Annotated in this window: 25 protein-coding genes; 14 read left to right on the forward strand and 11 right to left on the reverse strand. The window is 65.6% G+C overall.

The window, feature by feature from the left end:
• Positions 1-161: 161 nt before the first annotated feature.
• Positions 162-1685 (reverse strand): alpha/beta hydrolase, encoded by a 1524-nt coding sequence (locus VH499_RS10320; RefSeq protein ID WP_332052636.1) that lies wholly within the window; start codon positions 1683-1685, stop codon positions 162-164.
• 108 nt (positions 1686-1793) lie between these two features.
• On the opposite strand from VH499_RS10320, the gene VH499_RS10325 reads away from it, so the two are divergent.
• Together VH499_RS10325 and VH499_RS10330 are read left to right on the forward strand one after the other, a co-directional pair.
• Entirely contained in the window at positions 1794-3044 is a 1251-nt protein-coding gene (locus VH499_RS10325; RefSeq protein ID WP_332052637.1) for an MFS transporter, read from the forward strand.
• Positions 3041-3178, forward strand: coding sequence for a hypothetical protein (locus tag VH499_RS10330; RefSeq protein ID WP_332052638.1), 138 nt, complete (start codon positions 3041-3043; stop codon positions 3176-3178). Before VH499_RS10325 ends, VH499_RS10330 begins: the two co-directional genes overlap by 4 nt.
• A 6-nt stretch (positions 3179-3184) precedes the next feature.
• Here the strand turns inward: VH499_RS10330 and hslU are convergent, their stop codons facing one another.
• Both hslU and hslV read right to left on the reverse strand, forming a co-directional pair.
• Positions 3185-4495, reverse strand: coding sequence for an ATP-dependent protease ATPase subunit HslU (hslU, locus tag VH499_RS10335; protein WP_332052639.1), 1311 nt, complete (start codon positions 4493-4495; stop codon positions 3185-3187).
• Positions 4496-4504: 9 nt separating this feature from the next.
• Positions 4505-5062, reverse strand: coding sequence for an ATP-dependent protease subunit HslV (hslV, locus tag VH499_RS10340; protein ID WP_332052640.1), 558 nt, complete (start codon positions 5060-5062; stop codon positions 4505-4507).
• A 78-nt stretch (positions 5063-5140) separates the two neighbouring features.
• On the opposite strand from hslV, the gene VH499_RS10345 reads away from it, so the two are divergent.
• Both VH499_RS10345 and VH499_RS10350 read left to right on the forward strand, forming a co-directional pair.
• Complete coding sequence (locus VH499_RS10345) at positions 5141-6391, forward strand: FAD-dependent oxidoreductase (RefSeq protein WP_332052641.1); 1251 nt, start codon at positions 5141-5143, stop codon at positions 6389-6391.
• A 126-nt stretch (positions 6392-6517) separates the two neighbouring features.
• Complete coding sequence (locus VH499_RS10350; RefSeq protein WP_332052642.1) at positions 6518-7984, forward strand: amidohydrolase family protein; 1467 nt, start codon at positions 6518-6520, stop codon at positions 7982-7984.
• Between the two features lie 69 nt (positions 7985-8053).
• Here VH499_RS10350 and VH499_RS10355 read toward each other — a convergent pair whose 3' ends face one another.
• Entirely contained in the window at positions 8054-8737 is a 684-nt protein-coding gene (locus VH499_RS10355; protein ID WP_332052689.1) for a SprT family zinc-dependent metalloprotease, read from the reverse strand.
• Between the two features lie 101 nt (positions 8738-8838).
• Here VH499_RS10355 and VH499_RS10360 point away from each other — a divergent pair, with 101 nt between their 5' ends.
• The 3 genes from VH499_RS10360 to VH499_RS10370 are packed head-to-tail and all read left to right on the forward strand — an operon-like array spanning position 8839 to position 11684.
• The gene (locus VH499_RS10360; protein ID WP_332052643.1) at positions 8839-9840 is read left to right on the forward strand and encodes a TRAP transporter substrate-binding protein; all 1002 of its coding nucleotides are present in this window, start codon (positions 8839-8841) and stop codon (positions 9838-9840) included.
• 35 nt (positions 9841-9875) lie between these two features.
• On the forward strand, positions 9876-10382 hold the full coding sequence (locus VH499_RS10365; RefSeq protein ID WP_332052644.1) for a TRAP transporter small permease: 507 nt from the start codon (positions 9876-9878) through the stop codon (positions 10380-10382).
• 9 nt (positions 10383-10391) lie between these two features.
• Positions 10392-11684 (forward strand): TRAP transporter large permease, encoded by a 1293-nt coding sequence (locus VH499_RS10370; protein WP_332052645.1) that lies wholly within the window; start codon positions 10392-10394, stop codon positions 11682-11684.
• A 17-nt stretch (positions 11685-11701) separates the two neighbouring features.
• Here the strand turns inward: VH499_RS10370 and msrA are convergent, their stop codons facing one another.
• The gene (msrA, locus tag VH499_RS10375; RefSeq protein ID WP_332052646.1) at positions 11702-12364 is read right to left on the reverse strand and encodes a peptide-methionine (S)-S-oxide reductase MsrA; all 663 of its coding nucleotides are present in this window, start codon (positions 12362-12364) and stop codon (positions 11702-11704) included.
• A gap of 73 nt (positions 12365-12437) precedes the next feature.
• Between msrA and VH499_RS10380 the strand changes: the two genes are divergently transcribed.
• Together VH499_RS10380 and VH499_RS10385 are read left to right on the forward strand one after the other, a co-directional pair.
• Positions 12438-12824, forward strand: a complete 387-nt coding sequence (locus tag VH499_RS10380; RefSeq protein ID WP_332052647.1) for an MAPEG family protein — start codon at positions 12438-12440, stop codon at positions 12822-12824.
• Between the two features lie 16 nt (positions 12825-12840).
• A complete protein-coding gene (locus VH499_RS10385; RefSeq protein WP_332052648.1) occupies positions 12841-13725 on the forward strand; it encodes a YihY/virulence factor BrkB family protein in 885 nt (294 codons plus the stop codon).
• A gap of 19 nt (positions 13726-13744) precedes the next feature.
• On the opposite strand, the gene VH499_RS10390 is transcribed toward VH499_RS10385, so the two are convergent.
• Entirely contained in the window at positions 13745-14740 is a 996-nt protein-coding gene (locus VH499_RS10390) for a D-glycerate dehydrogenase (RefSeq protein WP_332052649.1), read from the reverse strand.
• A 128-nt stretch (positions 14741-14868) separates the two neighbouring features.
• Here VH499_RS10390 and VH499_RS10395 point away from each other — a divergent pair, with 128 nt between their 5' ends.
• Together VH499_RS10395 and VH499_RS10400 are read left to right on the forward strand one after the other, a co-directional pair.
• On the forward strand, positions 14869-15426 hold the full coding sequence (locus VH499_RS10395) for an SH3 domain-containing protein (RefSeq protein WP_332052650.1): 558 nt from the start codon (positions 14869-14871) through the stop codon (positions 15424-15426).
• 33 nt (positions 15427-15459) lie between these two features.
• Positions 15460-16446 carry a TonB family protein gene (locus VH499_RS10400; protein ID WP_332052651.1) on the forward strand — a complete coding sequence of 329 codons (987 nt, stop codon included), beginning with the start codon at positions 15460-15462 and terminating at the stop codon, positions 16444-16446.
• 6 nt (positions 16447-16452) lie between these two features.
• Here the strand turns inward: VH499_RS10400 and VH499_RS10405 are convergent, their stop codons facing one another.
• The 4 genes from VH499_RS10405 to irrA all read right to left on the reverse strand — a co-directional run bounded on the left by VH499_RS10405 (position 16453) and on the right by irrA (position 19417).
• Positions 16453-17040, reverse strand: coding sequence for a DUF3501 family protein (locus VH499_RS10405; RefSeq protein WP_332052652.1), 588 nt, complete (start codon positions 17038-17040; stop codon positions 16453-16455).
• The gene (locus VH499_RS10410; protein WP_332052653.1) at positions 17037-18395 is read right to left on the reverse strand and encodes a heterodisulfide reductase-related iron-sulfur binding cluster; all 1359 of its coding nucleotides are present in this window, start codon (positions 18393-18395) and stop codon (positions 17037-17039) included. Before VH499_RS10410 ends, VH499_RS10405 begins: the two co-directional genes overlap by 4 nt.
• A gap of 79 nt (positions 18396-18474) precedes the next feature.
• Positions 18475-18894 (reverse strand): rubrerythrin family protein, encoded by a 420-nt coding sequence (locus VH499_RS10415; protein ID WP_332052654.1) that lies wholly within the window; start codon positions 18892-18894, stop codon positions 18475-18477.
• Between the two features lie 115 nt (positions 18895-19009).
• Positions 19010-19417 carry an iron response transcriptional regulator IrrA gene (gene irrA, locus VH499_RS10420; protein WP_332052655.1) on the reverse strand — a complete coding sequence of 136 codons (408 nt, stop codon included), beginning with the start codon at positions 19415-19417 and terminating at the stop codon, positions 19010-19012.
• A gap of 134 nt (positions 19418-19551) precedes the next feature.
• On the opposite strand from irrA, the gene fabA reads away from it, so the two are divergent.
• The 3 genes from fabA to VH499_RS10435 all read left to right on the forward strand — a co-directional run bounded on the left by fabA (position 19552) and on the right by VH499_RS10435 (position 22270).
• Positions 19552-20082 (forward strand): 3-hydroxyacyl-[acyl-carrier-protein] dehydratase FabA, encoded by a 531-nt coding sequence (fabA, locus tag VH499_RS10425; protein ID WP_332052656.1) that lies wholly within the window; start codon positions 19552-19554, stop codon positions 20080-20082.
• Between the two features lies 1 nt (position 20083).
• On the forward strand, positions 20084-21319 hold the full coding sequence (gene fabB, locus VH499_RS10430) for a beta-ketoacyl-ACP synthase I (protein WP_332052657.1): 1236 nt from the start codon (positions 20084-20086) through the stop codon (positions 21317-21319).
• A gap of 129 nt (positions 21320-21448) precedes the next feature.
• Positions 21449-22270: an enoyl-ACP reductase FabI gene (locus VH499_RS10435; protein ID WP_332052690.1), complete on the forward strand. Its 822-nt coding sequence runs from the start codon at positions 21449-21451 to the stop codon at positions 22268-22270.
• Positions 22271-22340: 70 nt separating this feature from the next.
• Here the strand turns inward: VH499_RS10435 and VH499_RS10440 are convergent, their stop codons facing one another.
• Positions 22341-22967, reverse strand: a complete 627-nt coding sequence (locus VH499_RS10440; RefSeq protein WP_332052658.1) for a protocatechuate 3,4-dioxygenase — start codon at positions 22965-22967, stop codon at positions 22341-22343.
• Positions 22968-22972 lie beyond the last annotated feature (5 nt).

Raw genomic sequence — 22972 nt, forward strand, 5'->3', positions numbered from 1 at the left:
ACCGGCACGACTGGGTTGGCTCTTTCCTAATTTTACTTCTTTTTTATGTCTAATCTTATCCAGTCTAGCAAACGAACACCCTCACGTTGAAGCTAAAGAGCGCACGGGGGGCAGATTCAAGCCGTGCTCAAACTGCCAAAGCCTGGAGCCAGAGCGGTGAATCAGGGCAAGGTCTTGGCCCGTTCGGCGGCGTCGGCGAAGTCGAGCGGGCTGTCGGACCGGCAGGCGGGCGGGCGGCGCGGATCGGGCACATCGATGAACTCGTTGCGCAAGCGAGCCGCGCAAGCGTCCTGCGCCGAAACGCCATGACCCAGGGCGCGAAAGACGATGTGGCGCGAGAGCGAGAGATGTCGCGCCGCCTCGTGCCCCCATTCCGGCGGGGTCAGCCAATCGTAGCCGCCGCTCAGCAGAAGAGTTGGAATGCCCGATTCCACGGGCTCCCGTTCCGACGACGGCGCCTTCGGCACGCGCCAGACCGGACAGAAGGCGCCCAGTCTGCTCATCCGGGCACTCAGACTGTAAATGCCGCCATCCTGGATCGCCCGGTCACGCGCCGTCTTGTCGACGACCGCCCAGCTTTCGCGGCATTCGATGGTGTTGAAAAGCCCGCCAAACTGCTGCGCGTTTCCTTCGGTCAAGGCGCCGTCGTCTTCCTCCAGCGCTTCGGCAAATCGGGCGATCAAACGCCGATCGCCTCGTGAAAGCGCCGTGACCGTCTCCGGCACCATCGCCGCATCGCCCTCGCGCATCATGTACAGCAGCACCAGCAGGAGCTTCGTGCTGTCGAGCTTGACGGTCCGGGATTGATCGTCGATCTCGAGCGTGATTTCGATCGGCTCGCGATCGGCATTGGCGACCAGCGCGCGGGTAACGGTATCCAGATCGGGATTGCGCGTGCGGCAGACCTTGTCCGAGGCACAGTCCGCATAGAGCTGTTCGAACGCCCTGCGAACGATCTCGGGCTCGTTCTGCTCGCCGTTGATTTCGGGCGGATAGACACCATCCAGCACGGCCGCGCGAACCAGCGCGGGATGGCGCCGCATGATCTCGAGTGCCCAGCGCGTGCCGTAGGAGATGCCGTAGAGATTGACCTTTTCGAGCTTCATCGCCTTGACCAGATCGGCGACGTCGTCGGCGAGCGCGGGTGTCGCATACATCGCAAGATCGATCTTTCGCTTGTCGAGGTCGGCGCGACACTCCTGCAAAATGTCCCGTTCCTGCGGCTCGGTGACAGTGCGGCGACGCGCCCGCGCCGGCTCGGAGTCGCGCGCCTCGAAGCAATCGAGATTGGGCCTGGAGCCTCCGGCGCCGCGTTCGCTAAGGATGATGACGTCGCGCTTGCGACGGATTGCGGCGGTGTCGCGCCACCAGTCGCCTTCGGCCAGCGGGTCGCCACCGGCATTGTAGGCCACGAGCGGCGCATCGCCCGGCCCGCCGGCCAGATAGATCACAGGATCGCGGCCGAGCGCCCGACGAGCTTTCAGGACCGCCACCTTGAGGCGAACTTGCTGGCCCTCCGGCCGGGCGCGATTTTCCGGCACGATCAGGGTGTGGCATTCGAGCCTGTCGCCGCGCGGCGGCTTGAAAGCGCAGCGGTCACGCTCGAGGCGCGGCGCCGCCGCTGCGGCACCGATCGTCAGCATCAGAAGAGCCGCCAGCCCCGCCCCGACCAATCTTGAGATCATGTCCTCGCTTCGAGCCACATCGCGGCTTGTGGCGCCATGAAGTATTCTATCGCAGCGAGCGCGGCTGCTGCTTGAAAAACTGTGCGCTGCCGCCGCAAGTTGGTGCGCATGAGCAACCGTTCCTACTGGACCGCCGTGTGGTGCGGCTTCCTCGTCCTCGCCATCGGGCTGGGCGTCCGCCAGAGCTTTGGCATATTCCTGAAACCGGTCTCAGCGGAGCTGCATGTGGGCCGCGAATTGTTTTCCTTCGGCACCGCGCTCTCCATGCTGCTGATGGGAGCTTTCGCGCCGTTTTCAGGACGTCTTGCCGACCGATTCGGCTCCGCCCCCACCATCGCCGGCGGAGGTGCGGTCTACGTGCTGGGCATGATCGCGACGGCCACCATGCATGGCGGCGTGATGCTGGTGCTGGGAAACGTCCTCGTGGGCATCGGACTCTCGGCGGCGACCTTCGGGCCGGTGCTCGGCGTGATCCTGCGCGTCGCGCCGCCGGCGAAGCAGGCGCTGGCGATCGGGATCTGCTCGGCCGGCGGTTCGTTCGGCCAGTTCTTCATCGTGCCGCTCGCTGCGGTGCTGCAGAACCATTTCGGCGACTGGCGCCCCACCATGTGGGCGCTGACGGCAGTCGCCGTGCTCATGATCCTGTTGCCAGTCGGGCTCAACGACAGCCGGCAGATCGCGGCCGCCAAGAACTCCAGGGCCGGCGCCCAGAGCTCGCGCGAGGCGCTGGTCGAGGCCTTCGGCCAGCGAAGCTACGTGCTGCTGGTGATCGGCTACTTCGTATGCGGCTTCCACGTCGCCTTCGTCGGCGGCCATCTGCCGGCCTATATCTCCGACAAGGGCATCGGCCTCTCCCTCTTCGGTCTCAGGCTGTCGCCTGCCGAGCTCGGCGGCTGGAGCATCGGCATGGTGGGTCTCTTCAACATCGCAGGCTCGATCCTGTGGAGCGCGCTCGGCGCCCGTTTCCAGCGCAAGAACCTGCTGGCGTCGCTCTATCTGCTGCGCTCGGTCGTGTTCCTCGCCTTCGTGCTGGCGCCCGTGTCGGCGGCGTCGGTGCTCGCCTTCGCGGGCGCCCTCGGCTTCCTGTGGCTCGGCACGGTGCCGCTGACGACGTCCCTCGTGGGTTACATGTTCGGGCCCGTCCACCTCACCATGCTGAACGGCTTCGTGTTCCTCGGCCACCAGGTCGGCAGCTTTGCCGGCGGCTGGGGCGGCGGCGTGCTGTTCGACCTCACCGGCAACTACGATGCCATGTGGTGGATCTCGATCGCGCTCGGCGTGGTGTCGGCCCTGCTGCATTGGCCGATCGTCGAGAAGCCGGTGCCACGGCCGGCGGCGCTGGCGGCGCAGCCCGCATGACAGCCGGTTGGCGCTCCCTGATCCTGTGGAGCGTCGCCACGCTGGCCGTGGCCGCGACCGCCGTCTCGTTCGTGCTCTGGGGCACCAACGGCGCGGCATATCTCGTCGACCTGGTCGAGACCTACTGCTTATAGCCGAAGCTACAGAATGTACTTGCTGAGGTCGGCGTTCTTGGCCAGCGAACTCACACGCTCGCGCACATAGCCAGCGTCGATCTCGATCCTCTGGCCGGGCTTGTCGGAGGCGGTGAAGCTGATCTCTTCGAGGAGCTTCTCCATCACCGTGTGCAGGCGGCGCGCGCCGATATTCTCGACCGTCCCGTTGATCTCCGCCGAAAGCCGCGCCAGCTCGTCGATCGCATCTTCCTTGAAATCGAGTTCGACCTTCTCGGTCGCCATCAGCGCCTTGTACTGCTTGACCAGACTCGCCTCTGGCTCGGTCAGGATGCGGCGGAAATCCTCCTGATTGAGCGAGGCGAGACTGACGCGGATGGGGAGCCGTCCCTGCAGCTCCGGCAACATGTCCGACGGCTTGGCGAGATGGAAGGCGCCGGAGCAGATGAAGAGCACATGGTCGGTCTTCACCGGCCCGTGCTTGGTGTTCACCGTCGTGCCCTCGATCAGAGGCAGAAGGTCGCGCTGCACGCCCTCGCGGCTCACGTCGCCGCCGCCGCGGAACTCGCTGCGCCCGGTGATCTTGTCGATCTCGTCGATGAAGACGATGCCGTTCTGTTCGACCGATTCGCGCGCCTCGCGCACGACGCGCTCCTGGTCCAGGAGCTTGTCGCTCTCCTCGCGCATCAGCGTCTCGTGGGACTCGGCGACCGTCATCTTGCGCTTCCTGGTGCGCCCGCCGAAGGCCTTGCCCAGCATGTCGCTGATATTGATCATGCCCACGGAGGCCCCGGGCTGGCCCGGGACCTCGAACTGCATCGGACCGCCCTGGTCGGCGACCTCGATCTCGACATCGCGCTCGTTCAGCTCGCCCGCGCGCAGCTTCTGGCGGAAGCGCAGCCTCGTGTCCTCGCTGGCATTGGCGCCGCAAAGGGCGTCGAGCACGCGATCCTCGGCGGCGAGTTCGGCCTTGGCCCGCACATCCTTGCGCATCTGCTCGCGCGTCATGTCGAGGGCGGCCTCCATCAGATCGCGTGCGATCTGCTCGACGTCTCGGCCGACATAGCCGACCTCGGTGAACTTGGTCGCCTCGACCTTGAGGAACGGCGCATTTGCAAGCTTTGCGAGACGGCGCGCGATCTCGGTCTTGCCGCAGCCGGTGGGACCGATCATCAGGATGTTCTTCGGCAACACCTCCTCGCGCAGCGCCTCGGGAAGCTGCAGGCGGCGCCAGCGATTGCGCAGCGCGATCGCGACGGCGCGCTTGGCGTCCTGCTGGCCGATGATGTGCTTGTCGAGTTCGGAGACGATCTCGCGGGGGGAAAAGTCGTTGCCCATGGACTCTACTCAGAGCTTCTCGATGACGAGATTGTGGTTGGTGTAGACACAGATATCGGCGGCGATATCCATCGCCTTGCGCGCGATCGCCTCGGCGTCGAGACCCTCGACGTCGAGCAGTGCCCGCGCCGCGGCGAGCGCATAGTTGCCGCCTGAGCCGATGGCGATCAGGCCGCCTTCCGGCTCCAGCACGTCGCCGGTACCGGACAGCAGCAGCGACACTTCCCTGTCGGCCACCGCCATCATCGCCTCGAGACGGCGCAGATAGCGATCGGTGCGCCAATCCTTGGCGAGCTCGATGCAGGCGCGCAGCAGCTGGCCCGGATGGCGCTCGAGCTTCGCCTCCAGTCGCTCGAACAGAGTGAAGGCGTCGGCGGTGGCGCCGGCGAAGCCGGCGACGATCTGGCCGTTGCCGATGCGGCGCACCTTCTTGGCGTTGCCCTTGACGATCGTCTGGCCCATCGAGACCTGGCCGTCGCCCGCCATCACGACCTGCCCGGCCTTGCGCACAGAGAGGATCGTCGTGGCATGCCAGCCGGGGGATGCCGTGTCGGATTGTGGGGACATGGCACGCTAAATAATCATTCACGGGCGCAATTCAATCGCATTGCTGGGCGGTCGCAGCGCCCGTGCTAACGTCCGCCGATGAACAATTCAGCCCCCGTCATCGTGATCGGCGCCGGAATCGTCGGCACTGCTACCGCCCGCGCACTGCAGCGCGCCGGCCACGGCGTCACTCTTGTCGACAGCGCCGAGCCCGGCCGGGCGACGTCCTACGGCAATGCCGGCTTCATCGCCATCGATCACGTCCTGCCGCTCGCCCGGCCCTCGACCCTGAAGCGCATACCGCGGATGTTGATGGACCGCGACGGCCCGCTCACCGTGCATCCGCCCAGCCTGCCGCAACTTCTGCCCTGGATGACCCGATTTGCGCGCGCAGCCTACAGCGCCGCCGAGGTGAAGAAAGGCGTCGATTCCTTCGGCCCGCTGATGGCCGAAGCCAACATTGCCTGGAAGGCCGAGATCCAGGCGTCCGGCCTCGCCGATCTGTTCCGCAGCAAGGGCGCGCTCTACGTCTACGAGAGTGAGATCGCCTTTGCCGGCGGCGCCGAGGAGCGGGCGCTGCAGGAGGCCAAGGGAACGAATTTCGAGATCGTCGACGGCGATCGCGCGCGCGGCCTGGCGCCGGGCCTGAGCCCGCGCATCGTACGCGGCGTCTACTACCCGCACGGCATGCACACGATCAATCCCTATCGGCTGGTGACGGCGCTGGCAGAGCGCTTCACGGCCGACGGCGGCAGCATCGTGCGCAGGAAAGTGCGAGGGTTCCGGCGCGACGGCAATCGCGTCACCGCGGTCCAGCTCACCGATTCCGAGCTCGCCGCCGACGCCGTCGTGATCGCCGCCGGCCGCGCCTCGGGCGAGCTCACGCGGCTGCTCGGCTTCAATGCGCCTTTGGTCGCCGAACGCGGCTATCACGTCATGCTGGCGCCCGATAATGTGCGCTTCGACCTGCCGGTGAGTCCGGCCGAGCGCGGCTTCTTCATCACACCAATGGAGGAAGGCCTGCGCATCGCAGGCACCGTCGAGCTCGCCGCACCTCACCAACCGCCGTCATGGCATCGCGCCGACCTCCTGGTGAAGCATCTCAAGGACGTCTTTCCCGGCGTCGGCGGCGAGGAGCGCAGCCGCTGGATCGGCGAACGGCCGAGCCTGCCCGACTTCCGCCCCGCCATCGGTCGCGCGCCGCGACTGGCCAACGTCTATTGTGGCTATGGCCATCAGCATGTCGGCCTGACGCTCGCCACCGCGACCGGCCGCCTGATTGCGCGTCAGATCGAAGGCGAAGAGCTGCCCGAGGCGCTGCAGGCCTGCGACCCTGGCCGGTTCGGCTAGGCAACGACACCTCTTCTGCAATCGCAGGGCGGATGGCCCTGACCGTGGTTTCGTTGCGGGATCGAGGCGGGAGGACTACCGTAGCCTCCCTTTTTTGGTTGGCGAATTGTGATCCTGGAGGCGCGCATGAGTTCTCATCGCAGTCCGGCGCAGGTTCGTGCCAGTCTCAAGCACCCCATCATCGACGCCGACGGCCATTGGGTCGAGTACACGCCGGTGTTCGCCGAGCGCATGCGCAAGGTCGCGGGCGACAGGGCGGCCGACGGCTTTCTCGCCGCCCAGCGGCGGATTCCTGACGCGCTGGGACTGTCGATCGCCGAGCGCAAGCAGCGCGGGATCGCCATGGAGAACTACTGGGGCCGCCAGTCGACGAACACCCGCGATCGCGCCACGGCGATGATACCGCGCCTGCTCTACGACCGGCTCGACGAGCTCGGCATCGACTTCGGCATCATCTACCCGACCGCGGGGCTCAGCGTCCCACGCATCCAGGACGACGAGACACGCCGTGCGATCGCACGCGGCTTCAACATCGTGACGGCGGAGTATTTCGCCAAGCTTTCGGACCGGCTCACGCCCGCAGCCATCATCCCGATGTTCACGCCCGAGGAGGCGATCGAGGAGCTCGAGTTCGCGACCAGGCAGCTCGGCGCCAAGGTCGGCATGTTCGGCGGTGCCTTCGCGCGCCGCATGCCGATCGCGGGTGGCCTCGATCCGGCGCTGGCGCGATTCGTCGTGTCCTATGACTCGATCGGGCTCGATAGCGATCACGACTACGATCCCGTCTGGCAGAAGTGCCGCGAGCTCGGCGTGGCTCCCACCTTCCATGCCGGCGGCCGCGGCTTTGCCCTGCGCGCCTCGCCCAGCAACTTCACGTTCAATCACATCGGCCACTTCGCCTCGGCCGGCCATGCCATCGCCAAGGGGTTGTTCCTGGGCGGCGTCACGCGGCGCTTCCCCGATCTCAACTTCGCGTTCCTCGAAGGCGGCGTCGGCTGGGGCTGCCAGCTCTTTGCCGATCTGATCGAGCATTGGGAACGGCGCGGCGCCAAGGGCATCGCCTACATGGATCCCCGCAAGCTCGACCGTTCCTTGCTCAGAACTCTCGTCGACAAGTACGGCGATGCGGACATGGCCGCCGAGCTAGTGCGCCGCGACGGTTGGCCGAGCCGCGAGGAGGACGAGCCGACCGGCGGTGTGCCGGTGCTGGACGACTTCGCCGCCTGCCAGATCACGCGCAAGGAGGATTGGATCGACCTCTACGCGAGACCCTACTACTTCGGCTGCGAGGCCGACGATCGCATGAACGTCACGGCGTTCGGCCGCGCCAATCCGTTTGGCGCACGGATCAACGCGATCTTCAGCTCCGATATCGGTCATTTCGACGTGCCGGACATGCTCATGCCCGTGCCCGAAGCCTACGAGCTGGTCGAGGACGAGTTCATAACGCCGGACGACTTCCGCGATTTTGCCTTCGCCAATGCCGTGCGCTTGTGGGGCACGCAGAATCCACGCTTCTTCGAGGGCACGTCGGTGGCGAAAGAAGCGGCCGCCGTTCTCAACGTTACGCCAACAAAAGTGGCAGCGGAGTAAGCCAGCCTTCGGGTCGCGAGCGACCGGCCAGACTGAGCGCCGAAGACGCGCGCGGTCCGGCGGCCGGCGTCAGGCTCCGTATTGAAGCAGCGCCTCGCCGTTGGCGCGGAGCCAGGCGCGCGGCTTGGCCATGGGTCCGTCGCACAATCGCTCGGTCAGGGCCCAGAAGCGTGGGCCGTGGTTCTTGTGCACGAGATGGGCGACCTCGTGCGCCACGAGGTAGTCCAGGACGTCAGCCGGCGCGAAGACCAGGCGCCAGGAGAAGGACAGCGCGCCGTCGGGGCCGCAACTTCCCCAGCGTGTGCGGCTGTCGCGTACGCTGATGCGCTTCAGCGGCCGCTCGACGCGGGCGGCCTTGGCATGAGCAAGCGGCGTCACGCGCCGACGGACCTCGGCCATCAGCCAATCGCGCAGGCGCCGTGTCAGATACTCGGCCCGCCCCGCGACATGGATCTCGCCCGCCTCGAGCCAGACCGTGCCGCGCGCGCCGGGCCGATGCCGGATGCGATGCGGCACCCCGAACAACGGTACCTCGGCGCCATCGGCGAAAGGACGACGTGCCGGCAGGCGCTTCAGTCTCGCTGCGATCCAGCCGGCCTGCATCTCCGCGAATTGCAGCGCAACGGCAAATGGCATGCGGACCGGCGCGGTGAGCAGGACGCGCCGCTGTGCCGAATCCACGCGCAATGAAACGCGGCGCGCGCGAGCACTGCGCACGAAGGTAAGGGGCAGTGTGGCTCCAGCATGCTCGATTGCGAGTTGTTGGGATTCGCTCGTGAGACTCCCCCTTTGCTGTCGATTGAAAGCCCACCTACCCGACCCTAGACTTCCTGACAAGAAAACGAGGAGGGGGGATGATACGTCGCGATGTCCTGATGATGGCAGGGGCCTTGGGTGCCGTGTTTGCCGCAGCGCTGCATCCAACTTGCCTTCGGGCGCAGACCAAGCTCGCGCTCAAGGCGGCCGACGTCCATCCTGCCGGCTATCCAACCGTTGCCGCCCTGGAAGCGATGGGCAAGAAGCTCGAGCAGGCGACCGGCGGTCGGCTGTCCCTGCAGATGTTCGCCTCGATGACCCTGGGGGGTGAGAAGGAGGAGATCGAGCAGGCACAACTCGGCGCCATCCAGCTTGCCCGCGTCAGCGTGGGGACCCTGGGCCCGGTCATCAATGATCTGAACGTGATGAACCTGCCCTTCCTCTTCCGCAGCACGGCGCACATGCAGAAAGTGATCGATGGATCCATCGGCCGCGAGCTGCTGGACAAGGTCACCGACAATGCGAATGCCCGGCTCGTCGGACTCTGCTGGATGGATGCCGGAGCGCGCAGCCTCTACAACACCAAGAAGTCGATTCACACCATCGCCGATCTCAAGGGATTGAAATTCCGCGTCATCGGCAATCCCATGTTCGTCGAGATGATGAACGCGCTCGGCGCCAATGGCGTGGCCATGGGCTACGACCAGGTATTCAACGCCCTGCAGACGGGGGTGGTGGACGGCGCCGAGAACAATCCGCCGAGTTTCGTGTTCGACAATCACTACACCGTTGCCAAGCACTATACCCTCACCGAGCACCTCATCGTCCCCGAGATGCTGGTGATGTCGAAGAAGACCTGGACCGGCCTTTCGAAGGACGATCGGGCGCTGATCATGAAGGTGAGCGCCGAGGCACAGCGGGAAGAGCGTGTCCTGTGGGAGAAGTACGAGAAGCAGGCGATGGACAAGGCCGCCGCGTCCGGTGTCGAGATCGTTCAGGTGGCCGACAAGAAGCCTTTCCAGGATGCCGTCAAGCCGGTCTGGGACAAGTATGGGCCGAAGTTCGCCGACCTCGTAAAGCGCATCCAGGCCGTTCAATAGCGCAGTGTGAACACCAAGAGCGAGGGGGACGCCGCGTGGCCGAGGCTCTGCGCCGGACGATGGATGGACTCTACCTGCTCTGCGCCTGGGCCGCCGGCCTCGCCTTCGTCCTGATCTCGGCAGTGATCCCCTGGGCGGTCTTCACGCGCTATGTGTTGAACAGCGCGGCCTCCTGGCCCGAGCCCACGGCGGTCCTGCTTACCATCCTGTTGACCTTCATTGGTGCCGCTGCCTGCTATCGCCGCGGGCAGCACATGAACATTTCCTTTTTTGTCGGTTTGCTGCCCGACACGGGCCAGCGAGCGTGCGCACTCGCCGGCGAATTGCTGGTCGGCGCCATGGCGACCTTCATGGCAATCTACGGCACCGGTCTCGTCGAGACGACGTGGCACAACACGATCGGCGACTTTCCGTTCCTTTCGGTCGGCGTCACCTATCTGCCGATCCCGATCGGCGGTGTGTTCCTCCTGCTGTTCGTCATCGAGCGCCTGCTGATCGGCCCGCCGGTCGTCCCGGTCGGGTCGGCCGAGGAGACACGCTGAGGCTCGGCCATGGATATCTTCGTTCTCCTTGCCACCATGTTCGCATGCTTCGTGATCGGCGTGCCCATCGCCTATTCGCTCGCGCTAGCGGCGATCGCAGGCGCATTCTGGATCGGCATTCCGCTCGAAGCGGTCATGCTCAAGATCTCCGACGGCGTCAGCAAGGTCTCCATGCTGACCATTCCCTTCTTCGTGCTGGCCGGTGCGATCATGGCCGAGGGCGGGATGGCGCGCCGGATGGTGGCCTTCGCCGACGTACTGGTGGGTTTCACCGGCGTGCGCGGCGGCCTGTCCGTCGTCAATGTACTGGCGACGACGTTCCTGAGCGGCATCTCGGGCTCGGCCGTCGCGGATACCTCCGCAGTGGGTTCGGTGATGATCCCGCAGATGGTGAAGAGCGGCTTTCCGCGCGTCTATTCGACGAATGTGACCATCACGGCATCGGTCCAGGCGCTGCTCGTGCCGCCCAGCCACAATGCCGTCATCTACTCGCTCGCGACCGGGGGCTCGATCTCGATCATCACGCTCTTCATGGCCGGCGTGGTGCCGGGCCTGGTGCTCGGCTTCTCGCTGATCGTGCTCTGCCTCGTCATCGCCTATCGCGACCGTCATCCGCGCGGAGTGAGCATGCCGATGCGCGAAGCGGCGAAGGTGACCGTCGAGGCAATCTGGGGGCTCGTCACGCTCGTCATTATCCTGGGCGGCATCCTGGCCGGCATCTTCACCGCCATCGAAGCCGGCGCCGTGGCCTGTCTGTGGGCGTTCTTCGTCACCATGTTCGTCTATCGCGACTATCGCTGGCGCGACCTGCCTGCGCTCGTGCACCGCACGCTGCGCACGGTAGCGATGGTGATGACGCTGATCGCCTGCGCCTCGAGTGTGGGCTACGTGATGGCGCTCACCCAGATGCCTGCGAAGATCACGGCATTCTTCCTTTCGATCACCGGCGACAAGCACATCTTTCTGTTCCTGATCAACATCCTGCTGCTGATCATGGGATGCCTGGTCGACATGGCGCCGTCGATCCTGATCGCGACCCCAATCCTCATGCCGGTCATGCTCAGTTTCGGTGTCGATCCGGTTCACTTCGGCATGATCATGATGCTGAACCTCGGCATCGGCCTCTGCCATCCGCCGGTCGGCGCGATCCTCTTTGTCGGCTGTGCCGTCGGCAACGTGACCATCGAAGAGGTCATGCGGCGCATCTGGCCCTTCTATGGCGTGATGTTCCTGGTCCTGATGCTGGTAACCTACCTGCCGGACCTGTCGCTCTGGCTCCCGCGGCTGCTGGGGCTGACCTAGGAGGGCTCCGCCGGGCTCTACTCCGCCGCCACACCCAACCCGATCGGGCAGCTCACGCCGGTGCCGCCGAGGCCGCAATAGCCGTTCGGGTTCTTGGCGAGATATTGCTGGTGGTAGTCTTCGGCGTAGTAGAAGGATGGCGCGTCGACGATCTCGGTCGTGACCTGGCCCATGCCGTTCTTGCTGAGCTCTTTCTGGAAGAGCGCGCGCGACGCCTCGGCCTTACGCTTCTGCTCGGGTGAGAAGGTGTAGATGCCGGAGCGATATTGCGTGCCGACGTCGTTGCCCTGGCGCATGCCCTGGGTGGGGTCGTGGTTCTCCCAGAAGACCTTGAGCAACGCCTCGTAGGAAGTCTTCTTCGGATCGTACCACACCATCACCACCTCGTTGTGGCCGGTGTAGCCCGAGCAGACTTCCTCGTATGTCGGATTGGGCGTGAAGCCGGCGGCGTAGCCGACCGCGGTCGCATACACGCCCGGCGCCTGCCACAACTTGCGCTCGGCACCCCAGAAGCAGCCCAGCCCGAACATCGCCTTCTCGAGGCCGGCGGGGAACGGCGGCTGGATGCGGTTGTGGTTCACGAAATGCTCCGCCGGCACGGCGAAGGCCGCCTTGTCCCGCCCCGGCAAGGCGTGGGCGGGGTCAGGCAACTCGGCTTTCTTCCGCAGGATCTGCCACATGGACGGCTCCCTTGCTTTTGCGTCTCCCAATATGGCCATACAATCGGTGCGAATCGAGAGGAGAGCGCCGACGATGACGGTCTTTTTCGTATGCGCAGGCCTGCTCGGGCTGCTGGCCGCCGGGATGACCGTCCATGTCGGGCAGCTGCGCGGCAAGAAAAGGATCTTTCTGGGCGACGGCGGCGATCCCGAGCTGCTGGCGGCGATCCGCGCCCATGCCAACCTGCTCGAATTGACGCCGCTCTGCTTGTTCGTCATCTGGCTGCTGCACGGCCCCTACGGCAACGGCACCATCGCCGTGCTTGCCATCATCCTGACGGTCGCGCGGTTTCTCCATGCCGGCGGCATGCTGGGCTTCCTGAAGCTCGGGCGCGCCGCCGGCGCCACCGCCACGACGGCGATTCTGGCCATCGCATCGATCCTGCTGGTCCTCGCAGGTCTCGCCATCCGGCTCTACTGACTGCATTCCGGACGCGATGCTCAACAAGCTCTGGAAGATCGCCGTCGACTCGTTCACCGGTTTCTTCACCAACCGGCTCGCGACCTCCGCCGCGGCCATGGCGTTCTACACCATGTTCGCGCTCGGCCCCATCATGATCTTCTCGATCGCCATCGCCGAGCCGTTCGTGGGCAAGATGATGGCGCAGCAGACCATCTTCGATGCCCTGAGCACGGTCGTGGCGCCCGAACATCTCAAGAGCATTCAGCGCTTCGCCTCGGAAGACCTGTTCCGCGGCCGCGGCATCGCCGCCGTCGGCGGCGCGCTGGTGCTCCTCTATACCGGCAGCCGCGTGTTCGTCGAGCTTGACGACAGCTTCGACGTGATCTGGCGCGGCAACAGCCCGCGCCACATCCATGTCGTGCTGGCGACGCTGCAGTCGCGTCTCCTGGCGCTGCTACTGATGGTGCTGATGGGCGTGCTGCTGATTGCCGTCATCATGCTGAGCTTCCTGTTATCCGCCTACGCCGGTGCGCTGCAGGCGTTTCCCATCCTCGGCAAGTGGATCGGGCCGGCGATCTCGGGCCTCACCCACTACGGCATCCTCGGAGTCTTCTTCACGCTGATTTACAAGTGGCTGCCGACCGGCGGCGTGCCCTGGCGTTTCGCCTTGATCAGCGGCGGCATCAACGCCCTCCTGTTCCTCGCCGGCAACCGGGCGCTCGTCTACTACTTCGAGGTGACGCAGCTCACCTCCGCCTTTGGAGCTACGGCCGGCTTCGCCGCCATCATGGTGTGGATGTACTGGACAGCGCTTACGATCCTGATCGGCGCCCAGGTCGGTCGCGCCACACGCGATGCCTTCGATACCGAGGAACCGCACGCCGCACGCGAAGCGGTCGAAGGCGACATCAGCGATTGAAGTCGGGCGCGCCCCGGTGTCAGAACATCGTCGCCAGTACGCGGTCGGGCGGCTTGTGGCCGTCGGCGAAGGTCTTGATGTTGATCAGGACTTTCTCGCCCATCTCGATGCGGCCTTCGAGCGTCGCCGAGCCCATGTGCGGCAACAGCACGGCATTGTCGAGCTCGAGCAGCTTCGGGTTGATCTGTGGTTCGTGCTCGTAGACGTCGAGGCCGACGCCGGCGAGCTCGCCGGCGCGCAGCATGCGAACCATGGCATTCTCGTCGATCACCTCGCCGCGTGATGTATTGACGATAACCGCCGAGGGTTTCATCAGCTTCAGCCGCCGCGCCGACAGGAGGTGATAGGTGGCCGGCGTATGCGGACAGTTCACGGACACGATGTCCATGCGCGCCAGCATCTGGTCGAGGCTTTCCCAGTAGGTGGCCTCGAGCTCGCGCTCGATCTCGCCGTGGACGCGCTTGCGGTTGTGATAGTGGATGGCCAACCCGAAGCCGCGTGCACGGTGCGCCAGCGCCTGGCCGATGCGGCCCATGCCGACGATGCCCATGCGCTTGCCCATGAGTCGCGTTCCGAGCATCGAGGTCGGGCTCCAGCCACTCCACTTTCCGTCACGGACCAGCCGCTCGCCGGCGCCCATCCGGCGCGCCGTGGCCAGCACCAGCGCCATCGACATGTCGGCCGTATCGTCGGTCAGCACGCCGGGCGTGTTGGTGACGGTGATGCCGCGCTGGCGCGCGGTATCGAGATCGATGTGGTCGACGCCGGTGCCGAACGAGGCGATCAGCTTCAGCCGCGGCCCGGCCTGCGAGAGAATGCGACTGTCGATGCGGTCGGTGACGGTCGGCACCAGTACGTCTGCCGTCCTCGCGGCCTCGATCAGGGCCGCCGGGCCGAGGGGCTTGTCATCGGGATTGAGCTTGGTGTCGAACAGCTCCATCAGCCGCGTCTCGATAGCGTCGGGCAGCTTGCGGGTGACGATCACCAGCGGCTTTTTCTTGGAGCTTGCCGGCATGCCCGCCCCGATTAGCAAGTCCGCTCAGCTGTTGTCCAGCGCGCGACCCCGGTCGTGGAAATTCCTGAAAATCAGGCAATTTCAAGTGGTTGTCGTCCAATGTGGAGATTTCATGTATAAAGACGGTGATGGGAGTTCATCCGTTCGTGCTGCGCGTCGCAGCTGGCATCGCCATTGCCACTCTGGGGATCTGCGCCTTGCGGCCGCTGATCGGCACCTGGCAACAATACGGAGCGCGCGCCGACACCGCCAACACGCCCACCCATCGCGGCTCCGGCCTGCCCATTCCGCGCTTTGCCTCGCTGCGGTCCGACGAGGTCAACGTGCGGACCGGACCGGGGACCCGCTATCCGGTCGACTGGGTCTACCGGCGCAAGGCCATGCCGGTCGAGATCGTGGCCGAATACGAGAACTGGCGCAAAATCCGCGATTGGCAGGGCGCCAGCGGCTGGGTCCACCAGAGCCTGCTGACGGGCAAGCGCAGCTTCATCGTGCCGTCGAAGGCAGTAAGCCTGCACCGCACGCCGGCGCGTTCGGCGGAGGTGGTGGCCAAGCTCGAGCCGGAGGTTACGGGTATGATCGAATCGTGCTCGGGCGACTGGTGCCGCGTCAAAGTGTCCGGCGTCAGCGGCTGGCTCCAGCGCATCGATCTTTGGGGTGTCTACAAGTCCGAGCCAATCAACTAGCGGCCTGCGAGCCTCCCGCCTAGAACGGGTCACGTGACCCACGTCATCAGCGCCACCTATACCCGTTTCGACCGCATGTCGCCGACTGCGGCCGCGCTGGCGGTGCTGCTGCATCTGGCAACCGCGCTCGCAGTGTGGTGGGTGTCGCCCCTCAGCCACCGGACGGCCGAGGTCGAAGACCGGACCATCGACGTCACGATCGAGCAACCCGCCGCTGCCCCGCCTGAAGCAAAGGCCAAGCCTTCTCCTCCGCCATCGGCTGCGAAGCCGCCTCCGCCGCCGAAGGCGACACCTGCACCGCTCGGTCTTGCGCCGCCGAGCCCCACGATCGCCGACACACCCAAGCAGGCCGTGCCGGCGCCGGAGACCCAACAGCTCGCTTTGCCGCCGCCGCAACAAGAGCCTCAACCCGATCCGCAGAAGAACCCATCTCCGCCTCAGCAGCAGCAGGCATTGGTGCCACAAGAAGCGGCACCGTCCGTACCGCTCGAAAGGTCGTTGCCACCGCTCGAGGCACCACCACCGCCATTGACGTCCAAGGATTTCCCCAAAGCGCCGCGCGCCCAGCCGCCGATGCGTCCCCAGACGCATGTCGCGCCACCGGCCGCTCCCCACCAGCAGCTTCGGCCGTCACCGCTCCCGAGTTCGCCGCCGCGGCAGGCGCCTGCCGACTCCCAGGCAACCGCGCCTTCGGCGACATTCGTCAACCCGGCCGACCAGTACAATCAGGCGCGGGTGGTCGACCAATATCTGTGGAGCGTCGCCAACAAGATCTCGCAATACCGCTACCACTCGAACGAGGCGAACGAACAGGGCACCGTCGTGCTGCGTCTGGTCATCAGCCGCGATGGACGCCTGCTCGATGTCAGCGTCGCGCGCTCGAGTGGGATGGTGAATCTCGACCGCGGCCTGATTGAGGCGGCGCGTGCCGCAGCACCCTATGCGCCCTTGCCAAATGCGCTCCGCGGCCCACAGGTCGCGTTCACCCTGCCGTTTGCCTCGGTCTATCGGCGGCAGTAGCAGCGCTCAGTCGAAGTCCGCGACAAGGGCCTTGCGCACACTCGCCGGCATCACGGCCATGTGGCCGTAGTTCGGATGATCGAAGCCGACGACGACATCACCCCTTCCGCCCTTGAAGGTCGCGACCTGCGCCGCCGTGAACGGGAAGCGGATGAAGTGCACGGACGAGGCCTTGCCGTCCTCGCGCGAGCGCTCCTGGTCGTCTTCCGCCAGGCCGCGGATGGTCTCGCCGCCGAGGCGGATGAAGGCGCTGCCCTCGATGCCGCCCAGGCTCGCCAGCACGCGTGCCCGGCGCACCGGGTCATCGATCTCGAACATCACCGTCGCTACCAGTTCGCTGCCCTGCGGGATGAGGGGATTGTAGGCTGCAAGCTCGTCGGGAAGCTGTTGGGCGCCGCCCTTCTCGATGAAGAGCATCTCGTGCACCTGGTGCAGCATCGTCTCGTAGCATTCGAAGTAGAAGGCCGCGAAGGGCCCCACCTCCAGCCGGCGGTCCTTTTTGATCTCGGCGATGCGCTTGCGCCGCTCGCCGCGCTGCCTGCCGTATTCGGCAAGGGGGACGATCGCGGAGGCGTCGATCTTGCGCAGATTCATGACGAGGACTCCCTCAATCCATAGGCGCGGGCCAGGATCTCGATCGGATGGTCGGCACGGAAAGGCTTGGGCTTCTGTTCGCCGGCGGACAGTTCCATCACCTGCATCAGATGCTCGGCGGCCAGCGGACATTCCGAGGCCACGTGGCTGGTATTGTTCTTGAGCGCGGCCTGCGCTGCGGGCTTGCCCACCTTCACCGCGATCTCGAAGTTCTCGACGCGCGCGCCCCAGATGCCGCCATGGCCACTGCAGCGCTCGATTACCGCGACCCGCGTTTTGGGAATGAGGCGCAGCATTTCGGCGCCTTTCGGTCCCATGTTCTGGGCGCGTGCATGACAGGCAAGATGCATGCTGATGCCACCTTCGATCGGCGTTAGCCCCTCGGCCAGGCCGTCCTTCTTGGCGATGTCGACAACGTATTCGGAAAGATCGAAGGTCGCCTGCGCCAGGCTTTCGATCGCCGGATCCTTGGGCAGGATCAACGGCCATTCGAACTTCAGCATCAGCGCGCAGGACGGAGTGAGCGCCACGATGTCGTAGCCCTTGTCGACCCAGGGCAGCAGCTCCGACGAGACCTTCCTTGCTGCGGTGGCCACGGTCTCGAGATCGCCCAGTTCCAGCTTCGGCATGCCGCAGCAGGCCGGATGCAGCACCTCGGTCTCGACGCCGTTCTTCGCCAGAACGGCTAGCGCGGCGGCGCCGATACCGGTCGAATGGAAGTTCACGAAGCAGGTGGCGTAGAGCACGGCCTTGCGCTTGCCGAAGGCCGGAGCGGCCTCGTTGAGCGTAACGCCCTCGCGCCGCGCGCGTTGCACGAACGTCTCGCCGGCCTGCCTGGGCAAGCGCGCGCCATGATGGATGCCGGCAAACCGCTCCATGCTGCGGCGGACCGGCTGGTTGCGTTCGTCGGTGGCCCAGTTCATGAGTGGGGCGATGAAGGTGCCGAGCCGCCCGGCGCGGTCGGTGTCGGCGAGCTGGCTTTCGACGAAGTCGATGCCCTTCTTGCGCGCCTGTACGGCGCGATGGCGCAGCATGAGATGCGGGAAATCGACGGCCCATGCATGCGGTGGCACGTAGGGACACTTGGTCATGAAGCACATGTCGCAAAGCGTGCAGGCTTCCTCGACCTTGGCGTAGTCGGCCTTGTCGACTCCGTCGAGCTCGCCCGTCGGACCATTGTCGATCAGGTCGAACAGGCGCGGGAAGGAATCGCAGAGATTGAAGCAGCGCCGGCAGCCGTGACAGATGTCGAAGATGCGCGCCATCTCCTTCTCGAGCGCCCGCTCGTCCCAGAACCACGGGTTCTGCCATTCGAGGGGATAGCGGACGGGGGTTTCGAGACTGCCTTCGCGCATGGTCTTGCTTCGCTGGTATTTCTCGGGCGGGACGAAAAAGGGGACCCGACGGGTCCCCCTTCGGCAGGGCAATGTGAATTCAGCTCAGCGTATCGAGCGCCTTCTGGAAGCGACCGGCATGGCTCTTCTCGGCTTTGGCCAGCGTCTCGAACCAGTCGGCGATCTCGCCGAAGCCTTCCTCACGCGCCGTGCGGGCCATGCCCGGATACATGTCGGTGTATTCGTGCGTCTCGCCCGCGATCGCGGCCTTGAGGTTGGACGAGGTCTCGCCGATCGGTAGCCCGGTCGCCGGATCGCCGCTCACCTCGAGGAACTCGAGATGCCCGTGGGCATGACCGGTCTCGCCCTCCGCAGTCGAGCGGAAGACGGTGGCGACGTCGTTGTAGCCCTCCACGTCCGCCTTCTGGGCGAAGTAGAGATAACGACGATTGGCCTGGCTTTCGCCCGCGAACGCCGCCTTCAGATTGTCTTCAGTCTTGGAGCCTTTGAGATTGGCCATGGTCCACTCCTCCGAATGAGAAGCGGATTTTGGAAGCCGACCCCTTCCCCGTCAAGCACTTTAGAATAATTCCAAAGATCAAAACGACTCGCAAGCCGCGACGGGCCGCGATGCCTCAGCGACGCACTCGGACCACGACATCGACGCGCGACAGATGCGTCCCCTTGGGGGGCGCCGGCAGGCCGGCAATCGTCACCTTGTCCGACGGGAAGTCGTGCAGTTCGCCGTCGTTCTCGACAAAGAAATGATGATGATGGCCGGTGTTGGTGTCGAAATAGGACCGGCCCGGCGCAACCACGACTTCGCGCAGCAAACCGGCGTCGCGAAACTGGTTCAACGCATTGTAAACGGTCGCCAGTGCCACAGGGATGCGGGTCGCCCTTACTTCAGCATGCAGGCTCTCCGCGGTCACATGCCGATGGCCCGCGCCGAACAGGACGCGCGCCAGCGCCACGCGCTGACGGGTGGGGCGCAGCCCTGCGCTGCGCAGGCGGGCCGCAAAATCGGGGCTGGTACCGGGCATGCTGCGACCATATGTAAGGTTTGCGGGGCACCCTGGAAAGCCCCAAACGGCCAATTCGGCGGTTTGCGCAAGCCGACCGGCGTCCTTATTCTGCGCCCGATCCGGGAAATCGGACGCCTGCGGGACGGTGAAGAGTGAACGAAAAGAAGAGCAGTTATTCCTTCGAAGACCTGATCGAATGCGCGAAGGGCCATCTGTTCGGTCCGGGGAACGCCCAGCTTCCCCTGCCGCCCATGTTGATGTTCGACCGCATCCTGAAGATCGACGATACCGGCGGGCAATTCGGCAAGGGCGAGGTCGTGGCCGAGCTCGATATCAAGCCCGACCTCTGGTTCTTCGCCTGCCACTTCAAAGGCGATCCCGTCATGCCCGGCTGCCTGCCGCTCGACGCCCTCTGGCAGCTGCTCGGATTTTTCCTCGGCTGGATGAAGGCTCCCGGGCGCGGCCGAGCTTTGGGCGTTGGCGAGGTCAAGTTCTCGGGAATGGTCGTGCCCACGGTCCGCAAGCTCACCTATCACGTGCACCTCAAGCGCGTGATCCTGCGCAAGCTCGTGATGGGCATCGCTGACGGGTTCGTGCATGCCGACGGCAAGCAGATCTACGAAGTGAACGGGCTCAAGGTGGGCCTGTTCCAGGAAGCGGCAACCGCCGCGGCGGCGAGCTGACATGCGGCGCGTCGTCGTTACAGGCTTGGGCGTCGTCTCCTCGATCGGCAACAACGCCGCCGAGGTCACGAAGTCGCTGAAGGACGGCAGGTCCGGCATTGAATTCGTGCCGCAATACAAGGAACTCGGCTTTCGCAGCCAGGTCGCCGGAACGATCAAGATGAACGTCGATGAGGTCGTCGACCGGCGCTTGCGCCGCTTCATGGGAGATGGCGCGGCGTTCGCCTACCTTGCCATGAAGGAGGCGATTGCCGACGCCGGCCTGAGCGACGCGGAGATCTCGAACGAACGGACCGGGCTGGTCGCGGGCTCGGGCGGACCGACCACCGGCGCGATCGTGCAGTCGGCTATCATCGCCAGGGAGAAAGGGCCGAGGAAGATCGGCCCCTTCATGGTTCCGAAGGCGATGTCGAGCACGGTGTCGGCCAATCTCGCCACGGCGTACAAGGTCAAGGGACTCTCCTATTCGATCAGCTCGGCCTGCTCGACCTCGGCGCACTGTATCGGCAACGCCGTCGAATGCATCCAGCTCGGCAAGGCCGATCGCATGTTCGCGGGCGGCGGCGAGGAGCTCGACTGGACGCTCTCGGTGCTGTTCGACGCCATGGGCGCCATGTCATCGAGGTACAACGACGAGCCGCAGCGTGCGAGCCGGGCCTACGACAAGGATCGCGATGGCTTCGTGATCTCGGGCGGCGGCGGCATCCTGGTGCTGGAGGATCTGGAGCTCGCCAAGGCGCGCGGCGCCAAGGTCTATGCCGAGGTGATCGGCTACGGCGCGACCTCCGACGGGGCCGACATGGTGGCGCCGTCCGGCGAGGGCGCGGTGCGCTGCATGAAGCTCGCGACCGAAGGTTTCCCGGGGGCCGCCCGGCGCAATGCGCCGGTGGACTACATCAATGCCCACGGTACATCGACCCCCGTGGGCGACATCACCGAGCTCGACGCCATCCGGACGGTATTCGGCGAGAAACTGCCGGCGGTCAGCTCGACCAAGTCGCTTACCGGCCACAGCCAGGGCGCCACCGGCGCGCACGAGGCGGTCTACTCCCTCCTGATGCTGAAGGAGGATTTCGTTGCAGCATCGGCGAACATCGAAAGCCTCGATCCGGGTGCCGAGGGATACCCTATCGCCCGGCAGCGTATCGATAAGGCCGGGCTGCAAACGGTGATGTCGAACAGTTTCGGCTTCGGCGGGACCAATGCCTGCCTGCTGTTCTCGCGCTACGATCACTGAGAGGGGAAGATGCCAGTGAACCGTACCCTCTCCGCCGCGCCCGATGCGTCGGGCGGGAGTGTTTCCGGCACTTCCTCCTCTGGCGCCTCTGTTTCCAGGCCCGCCGAACTGCCCGCCGTACCGAAGCTGATGGCAGGCAAGCGCGGCCTCGTGATGGGTGTCGCGAACGAGCGCTCGATCGCCTGGGGAATCGCCCAGGCTCTGCATGCCGCCGGCGCGGAAATGGCCTTCACCTACCAGGGTGCGGCATTCGGCAAGCGCGTCCTGCCCATGGTGGAAAAACTCGGGGCGCGCATCGTCCAGGAGGCCGATGTCGAGAACGAGGACAGTCTCGATGCCCTCTTCGCCCGCCTGAGGAAGGAGTGGGAGCGGCTCGACTTCGTGGTCCATGCCATCGCCTTCTCCGACAAGGAGGAGCTCAAGGGCCGCTATGTCGACACGACAAAGGCCAACTTCCAGAAGAGCCTGACCATCTCCTGCTATTCCTTCACCGAGATCGCCCGGCGTGCCCTGCCCCTGATGAGCCAGGGCGGCAGCCTGATCACGCTCACCTATGAGGGCGCCGCTCGGGTAATGCCGTCCTACAACGTGATGGGCGTCGCCAAGGCGGCCCTGGAAGCAAGCGTCCGCTACCTCGCGGCCGATCTCGGCCCGCAGGGCGTGCGCGTCAACGCGATCTCCGCCGGGCCGATGCGCACGCTGGCCGGCGCCGTGATCGGCAGCAGCCGTTACGTCTATCGCCTGTCGCGCGAAGCCTCGCCGCTTCGCCGCAACATGGAGCTGTCCGATATCGGCGGCGCGGCGCTCTATTACCTGTCCGACCTGAGCGCCGGGGTGACCGGCACCATCCATTATGTCGATGGCGGCTACCATGCCGTGGGCATGCCGCCGGCAAGCGCGGCCGGCCAGAACGGCGACGATAACGGCAACGGCAACGGCAACGGCAAGTAGCCGGAGCGTGCCGCTCGCTCCCCGTCGTTAGATGCCGAGGAAGATGCGCGACAGCAGTCGCGCGCGGCAATCAGCCGACGACGATATCCATTGTCGTGGCGAGGGCGCCCGTCTCGAGCCCCGGCGCAGGGGCAAGCCGCATTTCGATCAGAGCGCGCTGGCGTGGATCGCGGGCGGCGGCGCGATAGACGCCATCGCGTTCGTTGCCCGGCTCACCCGCGATATAGAACTGGCTGGTCAGCGCGCTGCCGGCCACCGGCGTGACCTTGAAATGGATGTGCGGCGTGCGGCCGGGATAGGCGACAGGCTTCAATGTACGGAAACTGTAGTGGCCGTCCTGCGCCGCCATGCGGCCATAGCCCTGAAAGGCCGAATCCCGGCGGTCGCGCCCCGGCTGGCGCGGATGGTCATAAAGCCCCTGAGCGTCGCACTGCCAGATCTCGACCAGCGCGTCCGGGACTGGCCGGCCGTTCAAGTCGAGCACGCGGCCCTGCAGATGCAGCACCGTCCCCATCGCCTGCGACGCCTGTCCGCGCACTTGCACGAGATCGTTGTCCATGTCGGCGGGGAACGATGTGGGATAGAACGGGCCCTCGGTCTGCGCGGGCGTGGCGACCAGCGTCGTGGCGAGCGTCGGCCGGAGCGGCAGCCAGGTCGCAGCGGCGGCCGCGATCAGGGCCCTGCGGGAGGTGTTCATCCTCG

The organism is Reyranella sp., assembly GCF_036558665.1.
In the GTDB taxonomy this organism is placed as follows: Bacteria; Pseudomonadota; Alphaproteobacteria; order Reyranellales; family Reyranellaceae; genus Reyranella.

Coding starts and splice junctions, on each gene's coding strand:
- hslV (WP_332052640.1), bottom strand. CDS start 5,062: ATGTCCCCACAATCCGACACGGCATCCCCCGGCTGGCATGCCACGACG.
- VH499_RS10345 (WP_332052641.1), top strand. CDS start 5,141: ATGAACAATTCAGCCCCCGTCATCGTGATCGGCGCCGGAATCGTCGGC.
- VH499_RS10325 (WP_332052637.1), top strand. CDS start 1,794: ATGAGCAACCGTTCCTACTGGACCGCCGTGTGGTGCGGCTTCCTCGTC.
- VH499_RS10435 (WP_332052690.1), top strand. CDS start 21,449: ATGGCAGGCAAGCGCGGCCTCGTGATGGGTGTCGCGAACGAGCGCTCG.
- msrA (WP_332052646.1), bottom strand. CDS start 12,364: ATGTGGCAGATCCTGCGGAAGAAAGCCGAGTTGCCTGACCCCGCCCAC.
- VH499_RS10385 (WP_332052648.1), top strand. CDS start 12,841: ATGCTCAACAAGCTCTGGAAGATCGCCGTCGACTCGTTCACCGGTTTC.
- VH499_RS10440 (WP_332052658.1), bottom strand. CDS start 22,967: ATGAACACCTCCCGCAGGGCCCTGATCGCGGCCGCCGCTGCGACCTGG.
- VH499_RS10330 (WP_332052638.1), top strand. CDS start 3,041: ATGACAGCCGGTTGGCGCTCCCTGATCCTGTGGAGCGTCGCCACGCTG.
- VH499_RS10395 (WP_332052650.1), top strand. CDS start 14,869: ATGGGAGTTCATCCGTTCGTGCTGCGCGTCGCAGCTGGCATCGCCATT.
- hslU (WP_332052639.1), bottom strand. CDS start 4,495: ATGGGCAACGACTTTTCCCCCCGCGAGATCGTCTCCGAACTCGACAAG.
- VH499_RS10320 (WP_332052636.1), bottom strand. CDS start 1,685: ATGATCTCAAGATTGGTCGGGGCGGGGCTGGCGGCTCTTCTGATGCTG.
- VH499_RS10405 (WP_332052652.1), bottom strand. CDS start 17,040: ATGAATCTGCGCAAGATCGACGCCTCCGCGATCGTCCCCCTTGCCGAA.
- VH499_RS10350 (WP_332052642.1), top strand. CDS start 6,518: ATGAGTTCTCATCGCAGTCCGGCGCAGGTTCGTGCCAGTCTCAAGCAC.
- VH499_RS10370 (WP_332052645.1), top strand. CDS start 10,392: ATGGATATCTTCGTTCTCCTTGCCACCATGTTCGCATGCTTCGTGATC.
- fabB (WP_332052657.1), top strand. CDS start 20,084: ATGCGGCGCGTCGTCGTTACAGGCTTGGGCGTCGTCTCCTCGATCGGC.
- VH499_RS10410 (WP_332052653.1), bottom strand. CDS start 18,395: ATGCGCGAAGGCAGTCTCGAAACCCCCGTCCGCTATCCCCTCGAATGG.
- VH499_RS10360 (WP_332052643.1), top strand. CDS start 8,839: ATGATACGTCGCGATGTCCTGATGATGGCAGGGGCCTTGGGTGCCGTG.
- VH499_RS10390 (WP_332052649.1), bottom strand. CDS start 14,740: ATGCCGGCAAGCTCCAAGAAAAAGCCGCTGGTGATCGTCACCCGCAAG.
- irrA (WP_332052655.1), bottom strand. CDS start 19,417: ATGCCCGGTACCAGCCCCGATTTTGCGGCCCGCCTGCGCAGCGCAGGG.
- VH499_RS10380 (WP_332052647.1), top strand. CDS start 12,438: ATGACGGTCTTTTTCGTATGCGCAGGCCTGCTCGGGCTGCTGGCCGCC.
- VH499_RS10415 (WP_332052654.1), bottom strand. CDS start 18,894: ATGGCCAATCTCAAAGGCTCCAAGACTGAAGACAATCTGAAGGCGGCG.